Consider the following 21,923-nt stretch of genomic DNA (forward strand, 5'->3'; position numbering starts at 1 on the left):
CCCTGCGCCAGGTCGGCAACCGTCTGGTCGGCATCCTGCACGGCTGCCTCAAAACCCACACCCCCTACGACCGGGCAACCGCCTGGTCACACCACGACCACGACCTCGCCGCTTGACATCCAACCTCCAGGGATGTCTGACCCGGGCTCGGATCCCCTCGCCCGATCACCGGGTAGGGCGGTCCGCGTCTCCTGCCGACCGGGTCCGGGCCCTGTACCCGGTCGGGGTCAGCCCGACGAGTTCACGGAAGCGCCGCGCGAAGTAGGTCGGGTTGTCCCATCCCACGGCCGCGCCGACGCGCGCGGCGGGGAGATCGGAGCCGGCGAGCAGGTCGGCGGCCCGTTCGGCTCTGATCCGGGCCAGGTGGTTCAGCGGGGAGACCCCCACGTGCCGGACGAACAGCCGCCCCAGGTAGTCGGGATCGAGGCTGACGGCGCGCGCGAGGCCGTCCAGCCGCCAGGCTTCGGCCGGCGCCGCCTCCATCCGGGCGATGGAGGCGGCGACCGCCGGGTGCGGGGCGGGACCGGCGGCCTCCGGGACGCTCGCGTCGGCCAGGATGCCGAGCACGGTGACGAGCCTGCCCAGCGCGCGGCCCGCGTGCGGTCGCGCGCTGGACAGGTCCGCTTCGAGCCGCCGGATCTGGTCGATGGCCTCGTCGGCGGCGTCCGGCCCGAGGACGGTGACCGCCACGCCCCTGGAGCCCGGGGCGACGGGCTCGGTCCAGAGCAGGCGCCGCAGGGCCGGGACCTGGTAGAGACCTCCTAGTTCGGAACGCAGCGCCTGCGCCGACAGGCAGCAGTTGGCGACGACGAGGTCCGCGCAGTCCACGAAACCGTGCCACGCGCCCGGCCGGAGCACGACGGCCTGGCCATGCCGCAGCCGGTGCTCGCCTCGGGCGGTCACGTGCGTCCCCCGGCCGGGCCCGATGACGGCGATCTCGATGAAGTCGTGCGCGTGCGCCTCGACCTTCGAGGAGAGCCGGTGCAGGCCTCCCCAGATCGGCCCGTCCGCGAACAGCCCCTGCTCGTGCAGCACTGTCGCCATGTCGGAATCCTACGAGTACCGGACGGGATCGGCCTAGCCGCGGTCACGCGCCGTTGGAAGGCTGGCGGCATGAGCAGAAAGTCAGACATCGGTCCGGACGGACGCCTGCCCGCCGACCTCGTGAGCAGCTACCGAGAGCACGGTTTCGTACGAGTCCGCGGGGTGCTCGGGCCGGAGCAGGTCGAGCGTTTCAGAGCGGCCGCGGAGGCGTACCTCGACGCCCATCGCGGGGACAGCCTGGAGAAGGGCGGCACCTTCAGCCAGCTGGTGAACGTGTGGCAGCCCGACGAGACCCTGCGGGACCTCACGTTCGACCGGCGGCTCGGCCGGATCGCCGAGCAGCTGGCCGGATTCCCGCTGCGGCTGTGGCACGACCAGATGCTGGTGAAGGAACCGCACAGCAACACCGCCACCGAGTTCCACCAGGACCGCCCGTACTGGCCGCACGCCGGTGACCGGCTCCCGCTCTCGGCGTGGATCGCGCTGGTCGACGTCCCGCCCGAACGGGGATGCATGACGTTCCTGCCCGGCACGCAGGACCGCAGCGGCCTGCGCGCACAGGACCTCCATGACGCGGACGACCTGTTCGCGGCGGATCCCGAACTGCGGTGGATCCCGCGCGTGACCGTCCCGCTCCGAGCGGGGGACTGCACCTTCCACAGCGGCTACACCGGCCATATGGCCCTGCCGAACTCCACCGATCTGGCCAGGCTCGCGCACGTCGTCATCTACATGGACGCGGACACCGTCTTCAGCGGCGACCCGCACCCCGTGACCGACTCCCTGGGCCTCGTCAAGGGAGCGCGGCTGGACGGCGAAGCCTTCCCCCGCCCGTGGGCGTGACCCGCAACCGGCGCGGGGCGGATGTCCGGCAGAATGTGGGCGGGACGGAGGTGACCCGATGTCCGCACTTGGAGGATCGCTCGAACGCTCCATCATGGACGTGCTCTGGGCCGCGCCCGGTCCGCTGCGCGTCCGCGAGCTGCTGGCCGAGCTGAACCGGAACACGGAGAGGACGCTGGCCTACAACACCGTGCAGACCGTGGCGGAGCGCCTGGCGCAGAAGGGGCTCCTGCGGCGCACCCAGGACGGGACGGCCTTCCGCTACAGCCCGACGCGGGCGCGGGAGGAGTACGCGGTCGAGCTGATGATGGACGCGCTGAGCGAGTCCGCGGACCACGGCGCCATCCTGGCGCGGTTCGCCGAGAGCGTCCCGCCGGAGGACGCGCGGCACCTTCTGGACGCGCTGCGGCGGCGGACCGCCGGCGAAGACGCGTGATCCCGTGACCTACGTGGTGGCCGGCCTGGTCGTTTCGGTGGTCCTGCTGGGATGCGCGGCAGGGCCCGCGCTGGACCTCCTCAGGCGCTCGGCCGTCGGCCCGGGGACGGCCGTCGCCTGCTGGACGGCGGCCCTCGCCGGGACGTCCATCGCCGCCGCCGGCGCCGCCGCGGCGGCGCTGCTCGCGCCGCCCGGGCCGGGCCACGGATTCCTGTCCTGGCTGCGCGACTGCCTGCCCCACCACGGCCGCCTCGCCACCGCCGCCGCTGCCGCCGCGAGCGCCGTCCTCGCCGCGGCCTGCGGCGCCGTGCTCGCCCGCGGCCTGCCGAGGCTCGGCCGGGCCGTGCGGCGCCGCCGGCGGCACCGGGAGATGCTGCGGCTGGTCGCCCGCGAGGACGGCCGCCACCCGGACGTCCTCGTCCTCGACCACCCCGTGCCCGCGGCGTACTCGCTGCCGTCCCGGCACCGCGCGATCGTGGTCAGCACCGGGGCCCTGGAGGCGCTCGGCGCCGAGGAGCTCGACGCCGTCCTGGCGCACGAGCGGGCGCACCTGCGCCAGCGGCACCACGTGCTGCTGCTGGCGCTCGACCTGCTCCACGCGATGCTGCCGTGGCTGCCGACCGTCCGGCGCGCGAAGGCGCGGCTGCCGCTGCTGCTGGAGATGGCCGCGGACGACGCCGCGGTCCGCGCTCACGGCAGGACGGCGCTGGTGGCCGCGCTGTGCCGGCTCTCGGCGGGGCCCGCCGTCGCGGGAGCGCTCGGGGCGGCGGGTGCGCCGGCCGCCGGTGCGCTGCTGGAGCGGGTGCTGCGGCTGGAGGGCGGCGCTCCGGAGAGGCCGCGCCGCGCCGCCCGCCTCGCGGCGGCCCTGTTCGTGGTGGCGGCGGTCGCCGTGCCGCTCCTGGCCGGGGCCGTGGCGGTGGCCGAGCTGGCGCGGACGTGCTGAGGCGGCTCGGAGGTCTGGCGAAATGCGGGATGATGTGGCGAATCGCCCCATGATCTCCTACGCTCCGTAGGAGGTCGCGGTCCGACGTCCCCGCCGGGGACGGCCGGCGACCACGCCGAATCCCGCGGACGGCTCCGTCCCGGGAACCGGGGACCCGATCTCCAGGGGTGAATCCGTCCAGCGGGACGGTAGGGCGACTCCGGCCCGAACCCGGCAGCTGACCCGGTAGGCGGTACAGGAGAGGACGCCGCATGCAGCCACGCGCTGCCAGCACCCGAAGGACGGCCCGGCGACGGGCCGTCACCGGCACGGCATGGACGACCGCCATCGTGCTGTCCACCGGGCTTTTCACGCCTGCGCCCGTCCACGCCGAGCCCAAGCCGACGCGCAAGCAGCTGACCGCCCAGCAGGAGAAGCTCGCCGACGAGGCCGAGAAGCTCAGCGAGCAGTACAACGGCCTGCGCGAACGGCTCAAGCAGGCCGAGCACGCGGCGAAGACCGCCAGGGCCGGCGCGCTGCGCCGGCAGAAGGCCCTGGACGAGGCCCGCGAGCGCATGGCGAAGATCGCCGCCGACAGCTACAAGAACGGCCCGGTGGACCCGGCCATCGCCTTCGCCTCGTCCTCCGACCCGCAGGCCGTCCTGGACCAGTCGGCGACCCTCAACTACTTCGCCAAGCAGAACGACGTCCGCATCACGCAGATGCTCCAGGTGATGCAGGGCGCGGACCGCTCCCGCAAGGCCGCCGAGCAGCGCGCCGCCCAGGTGCGCGCGCTCACCGGCGAGGCGAAGAAGAAGCGCCGCGAACTGCAGATCAAGCTCAAGAAGGTCGAGAAGCAGCTCGGCACCTACAACACCGCGGGCTCACGGCCCGGCTCCATCCCCAACGTCGGCTCCGGCGGAGCGTCGGCGAAGGCGATGACGGCCGTCCGGGCCGCCCTGAGCCAGCTCGGCGTGCCCTACTCCTGGGGCGGCGGCAACGCTTCTGGCCCGTCCTACGGCACCGCGCAGGGCGCCAACATCAAGGGCTTCGACTGCTCCGGGCTGACCCTGTACGCCTACGCGCAGGTCGGCATCACCCTGGGCCACTACACCGGCAGCCAGTACAACGCCGGAACCCACGTGAGCATGAGCCAGCTCAAGCCCGGCGACCTGGTGTTCTTCCACAGCGACCTGCACCACATGGGCATGTACATCGGCAACGGCAACATGGTCCACGCGCCGCAGACCGGCGACGTCGTCAAGATCGCCCCGATCGCCGGCCGCCCCTTCGCCGGCGGGGTCCGCGTCGCCTGACGCAGGGCGCGGCCTTGCGCGCCGCGCCGTCCCGGGCCTCCTACACTGCCGCGACGTGCTCGTCGAGGTACCAGCCGTAGGGGCCCGGGGCCGTACTGGCCGCAGCGCGGGGAGCGTAGTGCCGGGAGTAGAGCGCCGCGACGAGTTCGCCGCGGCTGCGCACGCCGGTCTTGCCGAACACCGCCTTGAGGTGGTCCTGCACCGTGAACGGTGAGATCCCCAGGGCGGCGGCCATCTGCCTGGTGCTCCGCCCCTGGGCGGCGAGCCCGGTGATCTGCCGTTCCCGGGGCGTCAGCCCGTAGGCGCCCGCGATCACCTCGCTGAGCACCGCGGGCCTGGCACCCTCGATGATGACCGCCACGCGGTCCGCGGCGCCCTCCCCGCCGGACGCCGGGGAACCGTGCAGCACCACCCAGCGCCCGTCCCTGGCCGGCAGGGCCGCCCTGGCCAGCCCGTCACCGGAGGAGGCGGCCGCCGCGACGGCGCGCAGCGCGCTCGGCAGGCGCCCCCGGTCGTCGACGGCCTCCAGCCAGGCCCGCGCGTCCGCGCTGCTGACCTCGACCTCGCCCGCCGCGGTCACCAGCAGCATGCCGGGCGGATGGTCGAGGCCGTCCGGGGCGGCGAGCGCGGCGCGCAGCAGCGTGAGCCGGAACAGGTCGGCGATCGGCGTGGAGACCGCCGCCAGCAGCGTCAGCTCGTCGTCGGTGAACGGCGTCGCGGGCGCTCGCCGGTACAGGGTGAGCGAGCCCCAGCAGCCCTCCCGCGAGCGCAGGACCACCCGCGCCTCGTCGACGACGTCCAGCCCGCGCAGCAGGAGCCGGTAGCGCCGGGCGCGGGACAGGTCCCCGCCGGTGGCGCGGTGCAGGCTCGCGACGGGCGAGGCGGCCGCCGCGAGCTCGGCGTAGCCGTTGGGGTCGCCGCCCTCGAACTCCAGGCCGAACAGGACCCGCTCCCGCTCGGCCGACCCCTGCGGGTCGAGCCCGCTCACGAAGCAGCTCGTCCACAGCAGCGTCGCCGGGTCGACCGTGGAGACGGCCGCGATGTCGTACCCGACCGCGCGGCGCAGCAGGCGGTCGACCTCGGCGCGCACCCGGGTCAGATCGTCACCGCGCGCGGCCAGCCGGTGGATCCGGTCCAGGAGTTCCATGCCTCAAGCATCGCGGCCGAAGGCCCGGGTCGCCACCCCCAGATTCCAGGGATACGCAGGTCAACGCTCTCCGCCCTACGTTCGAGACGCCCGCCGAGCCTGATTCCGGCCCGGTGCGCGACAGGACACGAGAGGAAGGACCACCATGGACGACGAGCGTCCCGAGGGCCGCGACGACCTGTTCACCCACATCCACAAGGCGCTGCGCAACGGGCTGTTCGCGGTCACCGTCCAGGCCGGCGCCACCGACTGGGCCGACGCCGCCGAGGTCGCCGCGCTGGGGGAGCGGTGGCGGCGGCTGCTGGCGCTGCTGCGCAGCCACACCGAGCACGAGGACCAGCACATCCTGCGGCTGCTGGACCCGCACGAGCCCGGTTCCGCCGAGCCGACCGAGGAGCAGCACCGGGACCTCGACGACCTGCTCGACGACCTCGCCGGGCGGTTCGAGGCCGTGCTGGCGGCCCCGGGGGCGGCCGCCGGCCTGGACCTCTACCGGGACCTGGCCCGCTTCACCGCCGCCTACCTCCCGCACCTGCACGAGGAGGAGACGCTGATCATGCTGCGGATCTGGGCGCACTGCGACGACGCCGAGATCGGCGCCGCCCGCGCCGCGTTCATGGCCGCCACCCCGCCGGAGATCACCGCCACCACCCTCGAACTGCTGCTGCCGGCGCTGGACCGCCCCACCCGGGAAGGTTTGGTCGCCGGGATGGCCCGGACGGCCCCGCCCCCGGTCCTGGCGGGCGTGCTGGCCATCGCCGACCGCGTGCTGCCCGCCCAGGCCGCGGCCTCCCTGCGCCACGCCGCCACCACGGCCACCATGGCCGGCTGACCAGCCGGCCGGCAGCGGCCGCACCCGTCGGAACCCCGGCCTTGCGGGGGCAGAGCCGGGTCCGAAGGGAATGAGGCCGCCCGGGGGTCTCGGGCGGGCGGGCCCGTCCCGGCGTCCGGCAGGAGCCGGAAGCCGTCGTGTTCCAGCAGGTTGCAGGAGCACGCGGCCTCCGGCTCCGGGACCGCTCCCGAGCAGCCGGAGACGGCCGGATCAGGGGAGGACGCGGGCGACGAGGTCGGCGACGGCGCCCTCGGCGCAGGGGGCGACGACCACGTCGGCGGCGGCGCGGACCGACTCGGCCCCGTCGCCGACGGCGGCGCCGAGGCCGGCGGCCTGGATCATGTCCAGGTCGTTCGGGTTGTCGCCGATCGCCGCGATGTCGCTCAGGGCCACGCCCTGGGACGCGGCCAGCTCGCGCAGCGCCGCGCCCTTGGTCGCGCCCGTGGGCAGCACCTCCAGGTAGGTGCTCTCCGACCTGACGAGGGTGACGCCGGACACGGCCGCCGACACCGTCTCCTCGGCCGGGTCCATCAACTCGGGGCGGTCGCAGATGAGCATGACCTTGACGATGTCGTCGAACGGCAGGTCGCCCCACGAGCCGATCCGGGCGAGCTCGATCCCGTCGCGGCGGGCGTACTCCAGCAGCGCCGGCGAGGAGCCCGTGGTGTGTGCGCGGCCCCTGCTGAAGGCGACCGGCCACACTCCGGCGGGCAGTTCGGCGAACAGCATCGTGAGCTTCGCCCAGGCGGCCACGCCGAGGCAGCGCCGGTGCAGGACGGCGCCGGTGGCGAGGTCGACCACGCGCGCCCCGTTGTAGAGGATCGCCGGGGTCGTCAGGCCGAGCGTCCGGTAGTACGGCAGCGCGGCCTCCTCGCTGCGCCCGGTGGCGATGACGACGGTGCCGCCGGCGGCGATGAAGCGGCGCAGCGCGGCCAGGCTCGGCTCGACGATCTTCAGATCGCGTCCGACGAGGGTGCCGTCCAGGTCCGTGACGATCCAGTCGACGGTCCGCACCTCGGTGGCGCTCATGCCGGCTCACCCAGCCCGGCGATCTCGGCGATGACGGAGCCGGCCAGGTCGAAGCCGCCGACGCAGGCCAGGTAGCCGGGCGCCTCCCAGTCGCGGCCCCCGGTCTCCCCGTTCAGCGGCAGGTACGTGCCGCCGGCCTGCCTGACCAGCAGCACGGCCGCCGCGACGTCCCACGCGTTGACCGACGTGCCGTAGGCCACGTCCGCCCATCCGGCGGCGACGTGGGCGAGGGTGAGGGCGGCGCTGCCCGGGCGGCGGACGGTGGCGAACGCGTCCACCATCCGGCCGAAGCGGCGCAGCGACTCCTCGCCGCGGCGGTGCATCTCCCGCGCGTTGGGATAGCCGGTGACGAGCACCGCGGTCTTGTCGCGGGCCGCGCCGCGGCTGCGGATCGGCTCGCCGTTGCAGGTGGCGCCGTCGAGCGAGGCGGTGAACATGTCCTCGCGGACCGGGTCGTACACCACGCCCGCCACCAGCTCGTCGCCGACGGCGGCGCCGATGGACACGCAGAAGAACGGCAGGCCGACGGCGAAGTTGGCCGTCCCGTCGATCGGGTCGACGAACCAGCGCAGGTCGCCGTCCCCGCCGCCCACGCCGCCCTCCTCGCCGACGACCGCGCTGCCGGGGGCGTGCTCGGCCAGCACCTTCCGGATCGTCTCCTCCGCCGCCCGGTCGTGCTCGGTGACCGGGTCGTGGAAGTCGCGCTTCAGATCGACCTCGGGGCGCGAGCGGAACGCCGTCCGCAGGCGGTCCCCGGTGGCGCGAGCGGCGAGTTCGGCGATCCCGGCGAGCTCCCGCGAGGCGGGGACATCGGCGCTCATCCTTCTCCTTCGATCGTGGCCTTGAGCAGGTCGAGCAGTCCGTGCCCGTCGTCGACGACGGCGTCGGGGCGGCATCGGACCTCGTACGGGACGTCGTGGGTGCCCTTGGCGACCATCAGCACGTTCCCGCCGACGCCGGCGCGGTGCCCGCACAGGACGTCCCGGTCGAAGTTGTCGCCGACGTACCACGCGTCCGAGGGCTCGACGCCGAGGGCGCGGGTCGCGATCCAGATCATCTCCGGGTTGGGTTTGCGGACCCCGGCCTCGTCGCTGTAGACCTCCAGGGCCAGCTTGGCCGCCAGCCCCGTCGATGCCGTGTAGTCCCGGTGCACGGCGCCGGACAGCGCGTTGCTGACGACGGCGCAGGGGATGCCGAACCCGGCGGCGGCGTCGAGCAGTTCGGGGATGCCGGGACGGGTGCGGCGGTCCTGCCGCAGTTCCCCCATCCGCTTGCACAGCGGGGCGGCGTGCGCGACGACGAGCTGCCGCGCGGGCACGGGCCAGTCGGCCGCGACGAAGTCGCCCCAGAAGCGGGCGTGCGTCATCTCCGCCGGCGCGAACGGGCGGGACATAGCGTCCTTCCAGCACTTGTCCGCGGCCGCGCCCGCCCTGATGTCGGTCTCGATCGCGGCGGCGTCCAGGTCGCGGCATCCGGCGCCGAGGAGGGCCGCGTGCACCTCCTTGGCCAGGGCCGCCTGCCATCCGTCCCGCTTGGAGGTCTCGACCAGCACGCCGCCGAAGTCCAGCAGCAGCGCCCGCGGCCGGCGCAGGGGCGCGGTCACGAGGCGGCCTTCTGGACGGGGGCGACGGCGTCGTCCCAGGCGCCGATCCGGGAACCGTCTCCGGCGAACACGTGGAGCCGCTCGGGGCGCGTCCAGCAGTGGAGCCGGTCGCCCGGCGCTGCCTCGGGGTCCTCATGGGTGACGGCGAACAGGTCGGTGTCCATGACGCGCAGCTGCACGGTCCAGCTCGACCCGGTCGGCAGGACGGTCTCGACGACGGCCTCGTCCGCCCAGGCCGCGCCGGGCACCTCCTCCCGCGACCGCGCCAGCCTCAGCGCCTCGGGCCGGACGCCCGCGCACGCGGCCCCGCTCAGGGCGGCGCGCTTCTCCACGTAGCGCAGCAGCGACCCGGCGAGCCCGTCGGGCTCCGCGTCGAGAGGCACGATGTTCATCGGCGGGCTGCCCACGAACTCGGCGACGAACCGGTTGGCCGGCCGCTCGTACATCTCCATCGGCGGCGCCACCTGCTGCAGCTCTCCCTCCGACATGACCGCGATGTGCGTGGCCATCGTCATGGCCTCCATCTGGTCGTGGGTGACGAACACGACCGTCGCGCCCGTCTCCTCGTGGATGCGCTTCAGCTCCGTCCGCATCTCCAGCCGCAGCCGCGCGTCGAGGTTGGACAGCGGCTCGTCCAGGAGCAGGACGTCGGGGTCGACGGCGAGCATCCGCGCCAGCGCGACGCGCTGCTGCTGGCCGCCCGACAGCTGGGACGGGTACCGGTCCATGCAGTCGGCCACGCGCACCTTCTCCAGGGCCTCCTTCGCGCGGGCCTTGCGGCGCTCCGCCGGCACCTTGCGCATCCGGAGCCCGAACTCGGTGTTGCCGCGGACGGTGAGGTGCGGCCAGAGCGCGTAGTTCTGGAACACGAGGCCCATGTCCCGCTTCTCCGGGGGGACGTAGACGCCGCGCTCGACCGAGTCCAGGACCCGGTCGCCCACGCTGATCTCGCCGCGGGTCGGCTGCTCCAGCCCGGCGATCATGCGCAGGGTGGTGGTCTTGCCGCAGCCGGACGGCCCGAGCAGGCAGGTGAAGGACCCGTCCGGGATGACGAGGTCGAGGTCGCGCACCGCGGCGCGGCCGCCGCCGACGTAGTTCTTGACCACTCCGCTGAGGGTGATGGCCGGCATGGTCAACCTCCGATGCCCGAGGCCAGGCTGCTCTTGGTGAGCCGCTGGGCCAGGTAGGTCATGGTGAACGAGAGCAGGGCGATGACGAGCACGACGCCGTTGGCGAGCTGGGTGTAGCCGTAGTCGACGAGCCCGATGGACAGGGTGGTGAGCAGCTGCGTCCCGGACGTGGTCAGCATGATGACGATGCTGAGCTCCTTCAGCCCGGAGATGAAGGGCAGGACGACGCCCGTGACGAGCGCGCCCCGCTGGATCGGGATGATGATCCGGACCATCCGGACCGGCCAGCGCGCGCCGCTGATCTGCGCGGCCTCCTCCGGCTCCCGGCCGAGCTGCATCATGGCCGAGATCCCCGACCGGGACGAGTACGGCAGGTGCGTCACCACCATCACCAACACGAGCAGCGTGATCGTCCCGTAGAGGGCGGGCACGGGACCGCGCCGCACCGCGAACAGCGACAGGCACGCGGCGGCGAACGCGATGCCGGGGACCAGGTACGGCAGGAACGACACCTGCCGCAGGAACGCCGAGACGCGGCTCCCGGCGCCGCGCACCACCACGTACCCGATGAGCAGGCCGACGAAGCCGCAGACCAGCGCGGCGAGCCCGACGATCCGCAGGCTGTTCCAGGCGGCCTCCCACATCTCGCCTCCGCGGAGCACGCCGTGCGGGAACCCGACCGCGCCCTCGATATGGGACCCGAACCAGTACTTCAGCGTGAAGTTGCCGGGGCTGAAGACGCCGGGCGTCTTGGTGACCGTGGACAGCAGCAGCGTCAGCACCGGGACGACGACGCTGGCGGCGAAGACCGCCATGGCCAGCCCGAACGCGGGCCACCGCCACCGGCGCAGGTCGCCGCGCCGGTCCATGGCGCCCTTCCCGCCGACCGTGACGAACCGGCGCTGCTCGCGCACCAGCCGGGTGTCGACCACGACGACGAGCACCCCGACCAGCACGATCACGCCGGCGATCGTCGAGGCGACGCCGGTGCTGCGGTCGCGGATCGCGTGGTACAGGCTCGTCGACAGGACGTTGTAGTCGCTGGGCAGGCCGAGGATGTAGGGGGTGCCGAACGTGCCGAGGACGCGGCCGAGGACGAGCAGCACCGCCGACGACAGCGCCGGCAGCATCAGCGGCAGCGTGATGCGGCGCAGGACCGTCCTGCCGCCGGCGCCGAGGATGCGCGCCGAGTCCTCCAGCTGCGAGTCGATGCGGCGCAGCGCGTTGCCGAACAGCAGCAGCACGAACGGGTAGTAGTGCAGCCCGAGCGTCACGATGATCGGCACCGGCCCGTACGCGAGCCAGTCGGGGGTGTGGACCCCGGCCCCCTGCAGGTAGCCGACCTGGCCGCCGGACCGCTCGTTCTTGAACAGCGACAGCCACGCCAGCGCGAACGTCCAGGACGGCAGCATGTACGGCACGACCAGCGCGCCGGCGAGGAATTTGCGGCCCGGGACGTTCGTGCGCGTCACGAGCCACGCCATCGAGCCGCCGACGGCGAGCGCGAACGCGATGACGCCGACCGCGACCGTGAGGGTGTGCAGGAGCGGCTCCCAGAACAGCAGCCTGCTGACGGGGGAGCGGAACACCCGCCACAGGTAGTAGCCCGTCCACGATCCGGCCCCCTGTCCGGAGCGGGCCTCGTCGCCGTACTGGACGCGGGCGGCGTCCGAGACGACCGAGACGAGCGGGGCGATGACGAGGTAGAGCAGCGCGGCGCTCAGCACCAGGCCGAGCAGCACGGTGGGGTTGCGCAGCAGGACGCGGGACCGGTACAGCACGCGCCGGCCGCGTGACACGGGCCGTGCGGGGGCGGCGACCGCCATGGGCTTCCTCCGGGGTGGAGCCCGGCGGGCCGCTGCGGCGGCCCGCCGGGGGTCGGGCAGTGCTCAGGAGTGGTTGACGCGCCAGAAGTCCTTGATGTCCTGGCGGTTGCGGAAGTCGGCGAGCAGCTGGTCGGAGGAGAACCAGTACAGCTGGGTGTTCCAGTCGGTCAGGCCGGGCGGGTTGTGGGGGCTGACCCCGACCGCGTCGTTGCCGGACACGCCGCCGGAGTGGGCCTCGAGGTCGAAGCCCTCCTTCGTCATCGCGAAGTGGACGAACAGCTTGGCGGCGTTGGGGTGCTTGGACTTCGCCGCGATCGTCGCGAACTTCGGGTAGGCGAAGCCGGTCCAGGGGCTCAGGCCCTCGCAGACCTTCATGTTGAAGCCCTTGCCCTCCAGGTCGCGGAACTTGGCGATCGAGAACAGCCCGATCGTCGTCCGGGTCTGGTTGGGCGCGCCGACGGCGGTCGCGACGTCCTCGTCCTCGGTGGTCAGCACCGGGTCGTTCTTCGCCAGCCGCTTCACCCACTCGTAGGCGGCGTCCTTCTCGCCGGTCTTGAGCTTGCCCTTGCCCAGCTGCTCGTAGGCGGCCGCGAGCTTGCCCGCGCTCCGCTCCGACAGCTGGGTGAACCACTGGGTGAAGACCTCCTTGCCCAGCGGGTCCTGCATCATGACCTTGCCCTTCCACTCGGGGTCGGTCAGGTCCCAGACGTTCTTCACCGGGCAGCCGGCCGGATTGAGCCTGGGGTTGTAGGCGAACACGTACGCCTTCGAGATCATCATCAGCGGGTTCCGGTTCTTCTCGCCGATGGTCTTGGCGAGGTCCGGCGGGATCCAGGTGGTGACGATCTTCTGGGGGAGGAGCTGGCCGACGAGCATCGGGCCGTCCTCGAACAGGCTGACGTCGATGGTGACGTTGCCTGCCTGCGCCTCGCGCGTCATCTTCTCCGCGGTCGCGGCGGCCTTGGACTTCTCGCCCTCGGCCTTGATGCCGTACTTCTTCTCGAACGCGGCGGCCATGTCCTTGACGTCGCCGCTGCCGTCGTAGGCGAGGACGCTGCCCTCCTTCTTCGCCGCGGCGATCAGCGCGTTCAGGTCGAAGGACGCCGCGTCCTCCACGGTCACGGCCGGGAGGGGCTGGTCGGCCCCGGCCTGACCGCCGCTGGACGGCGCGCACGCGCCCAGCGCCGCAGTGGCGAGTGCCGCTGCGACGGCGGCGCCGGCCCGTGCCCGGCGCCCTCTCATCATGGTGCGGATCATGGTGGGTTCTCTCCTTGCCCTCTGCCCGCAGCCCCGGCCTGCGGCTTCATCGGTTCCTGATCAGTGACTGCGTTTGAGCATCGCGTCCGAGAGCGCGTCGGCCGCCTCGCCGAGGCGCCGCCCCACCGCGTCCAGGCGGTCGAGCAGCTCGCGCCTGCGCAGGACGTCGATGTCGAGCGGCCCGGCGAACAGCCGGGTCAGCGCCGCCTGCCGGGTCTCCCGGACGCGGTTGCCGGCCTTGCGCGCGCCGAGCGCCGCGACGGTGACCGCGGCGGGCTCGGCGAGGACCTTCCGGACGGCGGCGTCGAGGGAGGTCAGCCCCTCCAGCACCGCGTCCAGCGGCGGGACCGCGAAGCCGAGCCCGGGCGGCCCGAACAGGTCGGCCTCGCGGACGAAGTCGCGGAGGTTGTCCAGGACGTCGTCGACGGAGCGGGAGAGCCGGTAGAGGTCCTCCCGGTCGATGGGGGTGGCGAGGACGCCGCGCAGCATCGCGGCGAGCGCGGCGCGCTCGGCGTCCCCGGCGTGCTCGATCTCGGCCATCCGGGCGCGGGCCGCCCCGGAGGGGACCCGCCCGGCGGCCATCTCCCGGGCCAGTTCGGCGCCGTCGCGGGCGGCGCGGATCTGCCGGGCGACCTGGCCGACGACCCGGTCCCCGGAGCGGCCGCGCAGGTCGTCCCACACGAGCCGGATCCGGCGGACGGGCCGGACGGCGGCGCTCACAGCGCCCTCGCCGCGACGCCGCCGAGCGTGCCGCCGGCGAACGCGAGCGGCAGCGTGAACAGCCACGCGGCGCCGATGCCGACGACGTTCTGCCAGCGCACCCGGGAGGCGCCCTCGCTGGCGGCGACGCCGACGACCCCGGCGGTGACCGACTGCGTCATGCTGACCGGCGCGCCCGCGATCGAGCTGGCCGCCACCGACGCGGCCGCCGCCGCCTCCGTGGACACCACGTGCAGTGGCCTGGCCAGCACGAGCCCGCGGCCGAGCCGGTCCCCGACCCGGTGGACGGCGCTCAGCGCACCGGCGCAGAAGACGACGGCGATCGCGATGAGCACCGCCGGGGTCGGCTGGACGGGGCCGACCGCGCCGAGCCGCCGCGTGGACACGACGTGCCGCGCCACGCTGACGACGGCGAGCATCTTCTGCCCGTCGTTGGCGGCGTAGGCGGCGCACTGGGCGGTGTAGGCCAGGACGTGGGCGGCCCGGACGGCGCCGGGCATCCCGGTGAAGGACGGCACGCGCCGCGACGCGAGCCCGAGCGCGAACCCGACGGACGTGCCGACCAGCGGGGCGGCGGCGCCGATGAGCAGGACGAGGCCGAGCCCGCCCCAGGCCACGTCCAGGCCCATGCCGAGCCCGGCGCCGCCGATGCCGCCGACGATCGCCAGGGTCAGGCTCGTCGGCAGGCCGCGCCCGGTGAGGGCGGCGACGACGGCGAGCGCGACGGTGACGCCGAGCAGGAAGGCGAGCGCGCCGCGCCGGTCGCCGAGGTCGGTGAGGCCCTCGGTGAACGTCCGCGCGACGGCGACCGTCACCTGCGGGACGAGGACGAGCGGCACGAGCACCAGCGCGGTCAGCAGCAGCCCGGACGAGCGGGGGTAGCGCCCGCTGAGGCCGAGCAGGGCCGCGCCGTCGTTGACGCCGGTCACCCACACGAAGGCGAGCGCGACCGCGCCGAACGCCACCGCCCAGATCACCGGAGCTCCGCGAGCGGGACGCGGCGGCCCTCGCGCAGCGACAGCGCGGCGGCCTCGGCGACGAGGAGCGCCTCCAGCGCGTCGTCCACCGTGCAGGGGCTGCCCGCGCGGCCTCTGGCCATTTCGAGGAACGTTCCAATCTCGTTCGCGTACGCGGGCTCGAAGCGCTCCTGGAAGTCCGTCCACGGGTCGCCGGGCGGCCAGTCCACGCCGGGTTCGGCCGACCGGAGCGGGGCGCGCTCGTCGAGGCCGACCACCCAGGTGCCGGCGGTGCCCGACAGCTCCATGCGCACGTCGTAGCCGGCGCCGTTGTACCGGGAGCCCTGCAGGGTGGCGAGCGTCCCGTCGTCCATGACCAGGACGGCGGCGCTGATGTCGACGTCGCCGGCGTCCGAGAAGTAGGCGTCGCCGCGGTTGGCGCCGACGGCGGTGACCGAGTCGACCTCCCGTCCGGTGACCCAGCGCAGCATGTCGAAGTCGTGGATGTGGCAGTCGCGGAAGATGCCGCCGGACGAGCGGACGTACTCCGCCGGGGGCGGCGCCGGGTCGGCGGTGACCAGGTGGACGCGGTGGAGCGTTCCCAGCCGTCCGTCGAGCACGGCCTGCCGCGCCGCCGCGTATCCGGCGTCGAACCGGCGCTGGAAGCCCACGTGCACGGGGACGCCCGTCTTGGCGGCGCGGTCGCGGACCTCCAGCGTCGTGCGGAGGTCGGGCGCGACCGGCTTCTCGCAGAACACGGGCACGCCCGAGTCGCAGGCCCGGACGAGCAGCTCGGCGTGCGTGGAGGTCGGCGTGGCGATGACGACCGCGTCGAGCCCGGCGGCGAGCACGGTGTCCGGGTCCCCGGCGCGGGCGCCGATCGGGCCCGCCAGCGCCTCGGCGCGGCGGACGTCGGCGTCTCCGATCAGCAGGGCGTCGACCTGGGGATGCCCTCCCAGGAACCGGGCGTGCGACGCCCCGATCCGTCCCGCGCCCAGCAGTCCGACCCGCATGGTGCCTCCCAGTGGCCGTCCGATCGGATGGCGAGTTCATTTGAAGGACCGGCTCTGTTCACCAGTTGTTCATCCACTCGTCATCTTTGTGTGGTTCGGGCCACATTTGTAGCCTTCGCCGGAACGCCAGTCAATACTTTGTTCTTACATCTTGACGTTCTGACCTAGACGGGGGTCCCACGCCGCTCGCCGGGGGCCGGGGGTCGACCTGCGGGAACGGCGGTACGCGGCGCCGCCCCCGAGCGGCCGGGTGCGGCCAAAGCGTTGCGCGGGCCGCGGGCACCGGCGGAGCGCACCCGCCCGCGGGCATGGCGGAGCGGCGCGCCGAAGGCATGGCTGACGCGCGTGCCGCTCGACCGGAGCCGAGAGGGCTCTTGTCGACTCCTGGACGGCGGCCGTCCAGGCCGGACGGGGCTACCGGGTGGTGCCGCGCTCGGTGAGGAGGGGCGGGACGGTGACGCGCCGCGTGCGCGCGGACGCGCCGTCGCCGATCCGGTCGAGCAGGACGGCCGCGGCCTCGCGGCCCAGTTCCGCCGGCGGGGAGGCGACCGTCGTCACCCCGGCGTCCCGCGCCCCCGGTGGGTCGCCATGGACGACCAGCGAGATCTCCTCCGGCACGCGCCTCCCGGCGCGCAGCAGCGCGGTGAGCGCGGCGGTGCCCGTCGTGTCGCCGAGCGCGAGGACGGCCGTCGGCGCCTCGGCCGGCCGCCACAACTCGTCGGGGCCGGCGACGACGGCGCCGTCCGGGCACGCGCGGCGCAGGGGCGAGGGGCGCGGCCCGACGTCGAGGCAGGCGACGCGCCGGTGGCCGAGGTCCGACAGGTGCCCCAGCGCCCGCTCGACGGCCGCGGCGCCGTCGCCGGTCACGCAGTCGACGCGGTCGGAGCGGACCGGGCGCCCGACCACGGTCACGGGGCACCCGGCGGCGGCGCGCTCGATGTCGGCGGCGGACGTCTTCGGCCCGACCAGGACGACCCCGTCCGGCCGCAGGTCGAGCAGGTCGTCCAGGGCGGCCCTCTCGCGTGCCGGGCCGCCGCGCCCGGTGGCCAGCAGGAGCCGGACGCCGCGCCGGGCGGCCTCGTCGGCGAGCCCGTCGTGGACCGCGGCGAACCAGGGGTCGTGGAGGTCGGAGAGGAGAACGCCGATCATGCCCGTCCGGCCGGACGCGAGCCCCCGGGCCATCATGTTGGGCCGGTATCCGAGCTCCCGGGCCGCCCGGAGCACCGCCTCCCGGCGCTCCGGCCCGACCTTGGGGGAGCCGCGCATCACCAGCGACACGAGCGCGCGCGACACTCCGGCTCGCGCTGCCACGTCCTCCAGGGTCGGGTGGGCCATGCGGTCTTCTCCCGGGTACGGCGAGCCGCCGCCGGGGTGCGGCGGCGACTCGCGTCGGTGCGGTTCGTGCTAGTCGCGCGGGTCCCAGTCGCCGGGCGTGACGTCCAGGTCCAGCGGGTCCGCCACATCCTCCCAGTCGACGAGCTTGAAGTCGGTGTTCTCCCGGACCTCGCCGTTCCCGTCCGTGACCTCGGGGGTGTTGACGCCGTCGTGGACGACGAGGAGGCCGTTCTCGAAGCCGCCCGTGGGGGCGCTGGTCACCATCGCCCCGTCGCAGACCTCGGAGCCGTCCACCGTCGTGCCCGGGGCGACCCGGAAGTGGCCGAGGTACTGGCGCGGGTCCTCGCGGTCGTAGACGACGAAGGTGTTGTCGCCCTGGCTGGAGGCGAGCAGGTAGCCCTCGCCGCCGTCCTGCCGGTAGATGGACAGGCCCTCGGCGTCGGCCGTGAGGTGCGTTCCCCCGACGCCGGGGTCGGGTCCGCTCGGGTTGCACTCCTCGGTCTCGGGGTCGTAGGCGGCGGGGACGCCGAACTCCTTGACCTTGTCGATGAGCTGGGGCGAGCCGCTGCCCAGCGGGATGCGCCAGATGCCGACGTCCTCCTGCGCCGCGTAGAGCACTCCGTTCTCGGGGTCGGCGACCATGCCCTCGACCTGCGGCCCCTCGCCGGGGTCCTCGCACGGCGCCCAGGTGCCGCCGCCGGGCAGCGCGAACGACGCGGGCAGGTCGAGGTCGCGGACGTGCCGGTAGGTGACGGTGCCCGCCGCGGTGGCCTCCAGCCGGACGGTGCCGATCCGGGAGGTGTGCCGGCGGCTGAGCGCGACGTACGAGGTTCCGCGCGAGTCCTTCCAGGACGCCAGCCCGTACGCCGTCGCCTGCTCGTTGACCTCGTCGAGGGAGGACGAGAAGACGGGCGCGACCCCGGGGTCGGTGACGTCGGTGAGCGGGGCCCGGTGGTCCTCGGCCTTGCCGGGGTCGATCGCGTAGGTGCGGACGGTGTCGCGGCCCCGGTCGGACACGACGGCCAGGTCGACCTTGCGGCGGCCGAGCTGGAACCCGTAGACCAGGTCGACGTTGTTGAACCGTCCGGGCTCGTCGCCGGCCCGGGGCGGCGCGGGCGCGGCGATCCGCTGGATCTGCCGCCCCGCGGCGTCGTAGACGGCGAGGCCGCCTTCCTTGAGGGTGGCCACGATCAGGTCGCCGTCGCGGTCGTCGGGGTGGCTCCAGATCGCGGGGTCGTCGGCGTTGGCGTTGCCGCCCGCGTCGTCGTCGAAGTTGGCCGGGGTCTCCAGCGCGGCGCGGACCTCGGCGAGCTCGTCGCCGTCGGCGGACGCGGGCGCGGCGGACAGGAAGGCCGCGGCGAGCGCGGCGGTGGTCGCGGCGGCCGCGAGGCGGACGCCCTGGGGGGTGGGTCGCAACGGCATCGGGTTCCTCCTGATGCGGTGGGGGGATGCCTGCACCGTAGACATTGGAGCGCTCTAATTCAATAGAGCGCTCTAATTGATCAAGAGATTTTCATCGAAGGTTCGCCGTTTTGTCCCCGAGGGTCCGGTCAGCGCTCCACGAGGGTGAGGGCGAAGGAGTAGCGGTCGGCGCGGTAGACGTGGCAGCCGTACTCGATCGCGCCGCCCTTGTCGTCGTAGGCGGTGCGGGTCATGGTCAGCAGCGGGACGCCGCGCCGCTCGTCCAGCAGCCGGGCCTCGGCCGCCGTCGCGCCGCGGGCGCCGATCGTCTGGTTCGCGATGCGCAGGTTGACGCCCTTGGACCGGAGCAGCTCGTACAGGCCGTGCTCGGCGAGGTCGGCCTCGGTGATCCTCAGCAGGTCGACCGGCAGGTAGTTGGTGAGCAGGGCGAGCGGCTCGTCGCCGGTGAACCGGACGCGGCGCATCCGGGTGACCTCGGTGCCGGGCGGGACGCCGAGCTCCTTGGCCACCTGGTCCTCGGCGGGGACGCGGCCCAGCTCCAGGACCTCGGTGCGCGGGTCGCGGCCGGCCGCCGCCAGGTCGTCGTGCAGGCTGGTCAGCTCGATCGGCCGGCGGATCTCCGACTGCACCACCTGCGTGCCGACGCCGCGCTTGCGCACCAGCAGCCCCCGGTCGACCAGGTGCTGGATCGCCTGCCGGACCGTCGGGCGCGACAGCCCGCACCGGTCGGCCAGCTCGACCTCGTTCTCCAGACGGGTGCCCGGGGACAGCTCGCCCGCCCGTATCGCCGCCTCCAGTTGCTGGGCGAGCTGGTAGTACAGCGGCACGGGGCTGCTGCGGTCCACGGTCACACGCGGTCGGTACACCCGGCGCCTCCTCTCCTCCGGGTCGATCGTACCCGCCGCTGGTCGCTAGCTTATTACCTCATAATGTCATAACAAACTATTGACATACCTTCCCGGCCTTCAGCAGACTCGGCGCCGATGCCGAGTACGGAGCCGGGCGCGTCCCAGGGAGATGGTGAGCCGATGATCAACGACCGCGTCGCGGGAGCCCCGATCTCGTGGGGGGTGTGCGAGGTCCCGGGCTGGGGGCACCAGATGGACCCCGGGCGGGTGCTGGCGGAGATGCGCGACCTCGGGCTGGCCGCCGCGGAGTTCGGGCCGGACGGCTTCCTGCCCGCCGGGGCGGGAGAGCGCGCCGCGCTGCTCGCCGAGTACGGGCTCCGCCCGGTGGGCGGCTTCGCGCCCGTCGTGCTGCACGACCCGGACCGCGACCCGCTGCCCGAGGTCCGCCGGATCCTGGCCGGCTTCGGGGTGGAACGCTCCAATTCGGAACAGACGCTGGTGCTGGCCGCCGTCCACGGGCTGCGCGGCTACGACGAGCGCCCCTCCCTGGACACCGTCGGCTGGACGGCGCTGCTCACCAACCTCGACCGGATCGCCTCGCTCGCCGCGGAGGCCGGGGTGCGGGCCGTCCTCCATCCGCACGCCGGGACGATGGTGGAACGATCCAACGAAGTGCTGCGCGTCCTCGACGGATCGGCCGTCCCGCTGTGCCTGGACACCGGCCACCTGCTGGTCGGCGGCACCGATCCGGTCGAGCTGGCGGCGAGCGCCGCCGGGCGGGTCGCGCACGTCCACCTCAAGGACGTCGACGCCGACCTCGCCGAGAGCGTGCGGCACGGCCGGACGTCCTACACCGACGCCGTCCGCGCCGGCCTCTACCGCCCGCTCGGCGCGGGCGACATCGACATCGCCGCCATCGTCGGCTCTCTCGAAGGCGCCGGATACGACGGCTGGTACGTCCTGGAGCAGGACACCGTCCTCGACCGCGAGCCCGCCCCCGGCGAAGGCCCGCTGGCCGACGTCCGCGCCTCCGTCGAGTTCCTCGCCGGGATCGGCGCATGAGCGGCGCCGCGTCCTTCGACGTCCTCACCATGGGCCGCGTCGGCGTGGACCTCTACCCGCTCACGTCGGGTGTCGGACTGGACGAGGTCGAGACGTTCGCGCGGTTCCTCGGCGGCAGCGCCACCAACGTCGCGGTCGCCGCCGCCCGGCACGGCCGCCGGACCGCCGTGGTCACCCGGACCGGCGCCGACCCGTTCGGCCGCTTCGTCCGCCGGGCGCTCGCCGAGTACGGCGTCGACGACCGGTACGTCGCCGACGTCCCCGGCCTGCCGACCCCGGTGACCTTCTGCGAGCTGTTCCCGCCGGACGACTTCCCGCTGTACTTCTACCGCTTCCCGAAGGCTCCCGACCTGGAGATCCGCGCGGACGAGCTCGACCGGTCCGCGATCGAGGCCGCAGGGGTGCTGTGGGTCACGATGACGGGGCTCTGCGCCGAACCGTCCCGGACGGCGACGCTGGCCGCGCTCGGCACCCGCCGTCGCGGCGCCCTCACCGTCCTCGACCTCGACCACCGGCCCGTGTTCTGGGAGTCGCGGGACGAGGCGCGGCGCTGGGCGGGCGAGGCCCTCGAACACGCCACCGTCGCCGTCGGGAACACCGCCGAATGCGAGGTGGCGGTGGGGGAGAGCGATCCCCTCGCCGCCGCCCGCGCGCTGCTCGACCGGGGCGTTCGCCTCGCCGTCGTCAAGCGCGGGCCGGACGGCGTCCTCGCCGTCGACGCCGAGGGCCGGACCGCCGAGGCGCCGCCGGTGCCGGTCGAGGTCGTCAACGGCCTCGGCGCGGGCGACGCCTTCGGCGGCGCCCTCTGCCACGGCCTGCTGTCCGGCTGGGACCTGCCGCGCGTCCTCGGCTTCGCCAACGCGGCCGGCGCGATCGTCGCGTCCCGGCTGGCGTGCTCGGCGGCGATGCCCGCGACGGACGAGGTGCTCTCGCTGGCCGGGCGGGTGGCCGCATGACGCTCGACATTCCGGTGCCGCCCGCCGACGCGCGGGCGGAGAGGATCGCGGGGCTGACCGAGGCGCGGGTGATGCGTCCGGAGTCGATCGCCGAGGCGGCGGAGCGCAGGACCAGGCGGGACTCGCTGGTCGGGGAGTCGGGGCGGTTGATGCTGCTGGCCGCCGATCATCCGGCGCGTGGCGCCCTGGCGGCCGGTGGTGATCCGCTGGCGATGGGCGATCGGGG

22 protein-coding genes and 1 riboswitch are annotated in these 21,923 nt (G+C 74.1%); of the genes, 8 read left to right on the top strand and 14 right to left on the bottom strand.

Annotation, left to right across the window (positions count from 1 at the left end):
* Positions 1–165 precede the first annotated feature (165 nt).
* Entirely contained in the window at positions 166–1,044 is an 879-nt protein-coding gene (locus tag AB0C21_RS42820; RefSeq protein WP_500212219.1) for a helix-turn-helix domain-containing protein, read from the bottom strand.
* A gap of 69 nt (positions 1,045–1,113) precedes the next feature.
* Between AB0C21_RS42820 and AB0C21_RS42825 the strand changes: the two genes are divergently transcribed.
* The 4 genes from AB0C21_RS42825 (at position 1,114) to AB0C21_RS42840 (ending at position 4,561) form a co-directional block, all read left to right on the top strand.
* Positions 1,114–1,887, top strand: coding sequence for a phytanoyl-CoA dioxygenase family protein (locus AB0C21_RS42825; protein ID WP_500212221.1), 774 nt, complete (start codon positions 1,114–1,116; stop codon positions 1,885–1,887).
* 58 nt (positions 1,888–1,945) lie between these two features.
* Positions 1,946–2,323, top strand: coding sequence for a BlaI/MecI/CopY family transcriptional regulator (locus tag AB0C21_RS42830; protein ID WP_149263906.1), 378 nt, complete (start codon positions 1,946–1,948; stop codon positions 2,321–2,323).
* A 4-nt stretch (positions 2,324–2,327) separates the two neighbouring features.
* Positions 2,328–3,266, top strand: coding sequence for a M56 family metallopeptidase (locus tag AB0C21_RS42835; protein ID WP_500212222.1), 939 nt, complete (start codon positions 2,328–2,330; stop codon positions 3,264–3,266).
* A 103-nt stretch (positions 3,267–3,369) separates the two neighbouring features.
* A riboswitch (cyclic di-AMP (ydaO/yuaA leader) is annotated at positions 3,370–3,514 on the top strand.
* Between the two features lie 3 nt (positions 3,515–3,517).
* Positions 3,518–4,561: an NlpC/P60 family protein gene (locus AB0C21_RS42840; protein WP_500212224.1), complete on the top strand. Its 1,044-nt coding sequence runs from the start codon at positions 3,518–3,520 to the stop codon at positions 4,559–4,561.
* Between the two features lie 40 nt (positions 4,562–4,601).
* Here the strand turns inward: AB0C21_RS42840 and AB0C21_RS42845 are convergent, their stop codons facing one another.
* Positions 4,602–5,708: a response regulator transcription factor gene (locus AB0C21_RS42845; RefSeq protein WP_500212225.1), complete on the bottom strand. Its 1,107-nt coding sequence runs from the start codon at positions 5,706–5,708 to the stop codon at positions 4,602–4,604.
* A 145-nt stretch (positions 5,709–5,853) separates the two neighbouring features.
* On the opposite strand from AB0C21_RS42845, the gene AB0C21_RS42850 reads away from it, so the two are divergent.
* Positions 5,854–6,540, top strand: a complete 687-nt coding sequence (locus AB0C21_RS42850) for a hemerythrin domain-containing protein (protein ID WP_500212227.1) — start codon at positions 5,854–5,856, stop codon at positions 6,538–6,540.
* A gap of 210 nt (positions 6,541–6,750) precedes the next feature.
* On the opposite strand, the gene AB0C21_RS42855 is transcribed toward AB0C21_RS42850, so the two are convergent.
* From AB0C21_RS42855 to AB0C21_RS42910, 12 genes are all read right to left on the bottom strand, one after another.
* The gene (locus tag AB0C21_RS42855) at positions 6,751–7,569 is read right to left on the bottom strand and encodes a Cof-type HAD-IIB family hydrolase (protein ID WP_500212228.1); all 819 of its coding nucleotides are present in this window, start codon (positions 7,567–7,569) and stop codon (positions 6,751–6,753) included.
* The gene (locus tag AB0C21_RS42860; protein ID WP_500212229.1) at positions 7,566–8,390 is read right to left on the bottom strand and encodes an inositol monophosphatase family protein; all 825 of its coding nucleotides are present in this window, start codon (positions 8,388–8,390) and stop codon (positions 7,566–7,568) included. The genes AB0C21_RS42855 and AB0C21_RS42860 overlap by 4 nt, the downstream gene beginning before the upstream one ends.
* Positions 8,387–9,172 carry an HAD family hydrolase gene (locus AB0C21_RS42865; RefSeq protein WP_500212231.1) on the bottom strand — a complete coding sequence of 262 codons (786 nt, stop codon included), beginning with the start codon at positions 9,170–9,172 and terminating at the stop codon, positions 8,387–8,389. The genes AB0C21_RS42860 and AB0C21_RS42865 overlap by 4 nt, the downstream gene beginning before the upstream one ends.
* On the bottom strand, positions 9,169–10,302 hold the full coding sequence (locus tag AB0C21_RS42870; RefSeq protein ID WP_500212233.1) for an ABC transporter ATP-binding protein: 1,134 nt from the start codon (positions 10,300–10,302) through the stop codon (positions 9,169–9,171). Before AB0C21_RS42870 ends, AB0C21_RS42865 begins: the two co-directional genes overlap by 4 nt.
* 2 nt (positions 10,303–10,304) lie before the next feature.
* Positions 10,305–12,128 carry an ABC transporter permease gene (locus AB0C21_RS42875; RefSeq protein WP_500212235.1) on the bottom strand — a complete coding sequence of 608 codons (1,824 nt, stop codon included), beginning with the start codon at positions 12,126–12,128 and terminating at the stop codon, positions 10,305–10,307.
* A gap of 63 nt (positions 12,129–12,191) precedes the next feature.
* Positions 12,192–13,385, bottom strand: coding sequence for an ABC transporter substrate-binding protein (locus tag AB0C21_RS42880; RefSeq protein ID WP_500212237.1), 1,194 nt, complete (start codon positions 13,383–13,385; stop codon positions 12,192–12,194).
* Between the two features lie 60 nt (positions 13,386–13,445).
* A complete protein-coding gene (locus AB0C21_RS42885; protein WP_200842348.1) occupies positions 13,446–14,105 on the bottom strand; it encodes a DUF47 domain-containing protein in 660 nt (219 codons plus the stop codon).
* Complete coding sequence (locus tag AB0C21_RS42890) at positions 14,102–15,082, bottom strand: inorganic phosphate transporter (RefSeq protein ID WP_500212239.1); 981 nt, start codon at positions 15,080–15,082, stop codon at positions 14,102–14,104. The genes AB0C21_RS42885 and AB0C21_RS42890 overlap by 4 nt, the downstream gene beginning before the upstream one ends.
* On the bottom strand, positions 15,079–16,074 hold the full coding sequence (locus AB0C21_RS42895; RefSeq protein ID WP_149263895.1) for a Gfo/Idh/MocA family protein: 996 nt from the start codon (positions 16,072–16,074) through the stop codon (positions 15,079–15,081). The genes AB0C21_RS42890 and AB0C21_RS42895 overlap by 4 nt, the downstream gene beginning before the upstream one ends.
* A gap of 414 nt (positions 16,075–16,488) precedes the next feature.
* Positions 16,489–17,409 carry a LacI family DNA-binding transcriptional regulator gene (locus AB0C21_RS42900; RefSeq protein ID WP_500212241.1) on the bottom strand — a complete coding sequence of 307 codons (921 nt, stop codon included), beginning with the start codon at positions 17,407–17,409 and terminating at the stop codon, positions 16,489–16,491.
* 69 nt (positions 17,410–17,478) lie between these two features.
* Entirely contained in the window at positions 17,479–18,831 is a 1,353-nt protein-coding gene (locus AB0C21_RS42905) for a phytase (protein WP_500212242.1), read from the bottom strand.
* 128 nt (positions 18,832–18,959) lie between these two features.
* Positions 18,960–19,697 (bottom strand): GntR family transcriptional regulator, encoded by a 738-nt coding sequence (locus AB0C21_RS42910; protein ID WP_235037338.1) that lies wholly within the window; start codon positions 19,695–19,697, stop codon positions 18,960–18,962.
* A 117-nt stretch (positions 19,698–19,814) separates the two neighbouring features.
* Between AB0C21_RS42910 and AB0C21_RS42915 the strand changes: the two genes are divergently transcribed.
* The 3 genes from AB0C21_RS42915 to AB0C21_RS42925 all read left to right on the top strand — a co-directional run.
* Complete coding sequence (locus AB0C21_RS42915; protein ID WP_500212244.1) at positions 19,815–20,741, top strand: TIM barrel protein; 927 nt, start codon at positions 19,815–19,817, stop codon at positions 20,739–20,741.
* The gene (iolC, locus tag AB0C21_RS42920) at positions 20,738–21,697 is read left to right on the top strand and encodes a 5-dehydro-2-deoxygluconokinase (RefSeq protein ID WP_500212246.1); all 960 of its coding nucleotides are present in this window, start codon (positions 20,738–20,740) and stop codon (positions 21,695–21,697) included. Before AB0C21_RS42915 ends, iolC begins: the two co-directional genes overlap by 4 nt.
* 71 nt (positions 21,698–21,768) lie before the next feature.
* Positions 21,769–21,923: Cgl0159 family (beta/alpha)8-fold protein (locus tag AB0C21_RS42925; protein ID WP_500212248.1), on the top strand; the 155-nt coding region annotated here is incomplete at its 3' end.

Source organism: Spirillospora sp. NPDC049024, assembly GCF_040649235.1.
In the GTDB taxonomy this organism is placed as follows: domain Bacteria; phylum Actinomycetota; class Actinomycetes; order Streptosporangiales; family Streptosporangiaceae; genus Spirillospora.

Excerpts from the sequence above, each read along its gene's own strand:
- AB0C21_RS42820 (WP_500212219.1), bottom strand. The coding sequence starts at position 1,044 with ATGGCGACAGTGCTGCACGAGCAGGGGCTGTTCGCGGACGGGCCGATC.
- AB0C21_RS42825 (WP_500212221.1), top strand. The coding sequence starts at position 1,114 with ATGAGCAGAAAGTCAGACATCGGTCCGGACGGACGCCTGCCCGCCGAC.
- AB0C21_RS42830 (WP_149263906.1), top strand. The coding sequence starts at position 1,946 with ATGTCCGCACTTGGAGGATCGCTCGAACGCTCCATCATGGACGTGCTC.
- AB0C21_RS42840 (WP_500212224.1), top strand. The coding sequence starts at position 3,518 with ATGCAGCCACGCGCTGCCAGCACCCGAAGGACGGCCCGGCGACGGGCC.
- AB0C21_RS42845 (WP_500212225.1), bottom strand. The coding sequence starts at position 5,708 with ATGGAACTCCTGGACCGGATCCACCGGCTGGCCGCGCGCGGTGACGAT.
- AB0C21_RS42850 (WP_500212227.1), top strand. The coding sequence starts at position 5,854 with ATGGACGACGAGCGTCCCGAGGGCCGCGACGACCTGTTCACCCACATC.
- AB0C21_RS42855 (WP_500212228.1), bottom strand. The coding sequence starts at position 7,569 with ATGAGCGCCACCGAGGTGCGGACCGTCGACTGGATCGTCACGGACCTG.
- AB0C21_RS42860 (WP_500212229.1), bottom strand. The coding sequence starts at position 8,390 with ATGAGCGCCGATGTCCCCGCCTCGCGGGAGCTCGCCGGGATCGCCGAA.
- AB0C21_RS42870 (WP_500212233.1), bottom strand. The coding sequence starts at position 10,302 with ATGCCGGCCATCACCCTCAGCGGAGTGGTCAAGAACTACGTCGGCGGC.
- AB0C21_RS42875 (WP_500212235.1), bottom strand. The coding sequence starts at position 12,128 with ATGGCGGTCGCCGCCCCCGCACGGCCCGTGTCACGCGGCCGGCGCGTG.
- AB0C21_RS42880 (WP_500212237.1), bottom strand. The coding sequence starts at position 13,385 with ATGATCCGCACCATGATGAGAGGGCGCCGGGCACGGGCCGGCGCCGCC.
- AB0C21_RS42895 (WP_149263895.1), bottom strand. The coding sequence starts at position 16,074 with ATGCGGGTCGGACTGCTGGGCGCGGGACGGATCGGGGCGTCGCACGCC.
- AB0C21_RS42900 (WP_500212241.1), bottom strand. The coding sequence starts at position 17,409 with ATGGCCCACCCGACCCTGGAGGACGTGGCAGCGCGAGCCGGAGTGTCG.
- AB0C21_RS42905 (WP_500212242.1), bottom strand. The coding sequence starts at position 18,831 with ATGCCGTTGCGACCCACCCCCCAGGGCGTCCGCCTCGCGGCCGCCGCG.
- AB0C21_RS42915 (WP_500212244.1), top strand. The coding sequence starts at position 19,815 with ATGCCGAGTACGGAGCCGGGCGCGTCCCAGGGAGATGGTGAGCCGATG.
- iolC (WP_500212246.1), top strand. The coding sequence starts at position 20,738 with ATGAGCGGCGCCGCGTCCTTCGACGTCCTCACCATGGGCCGCGTCGGC.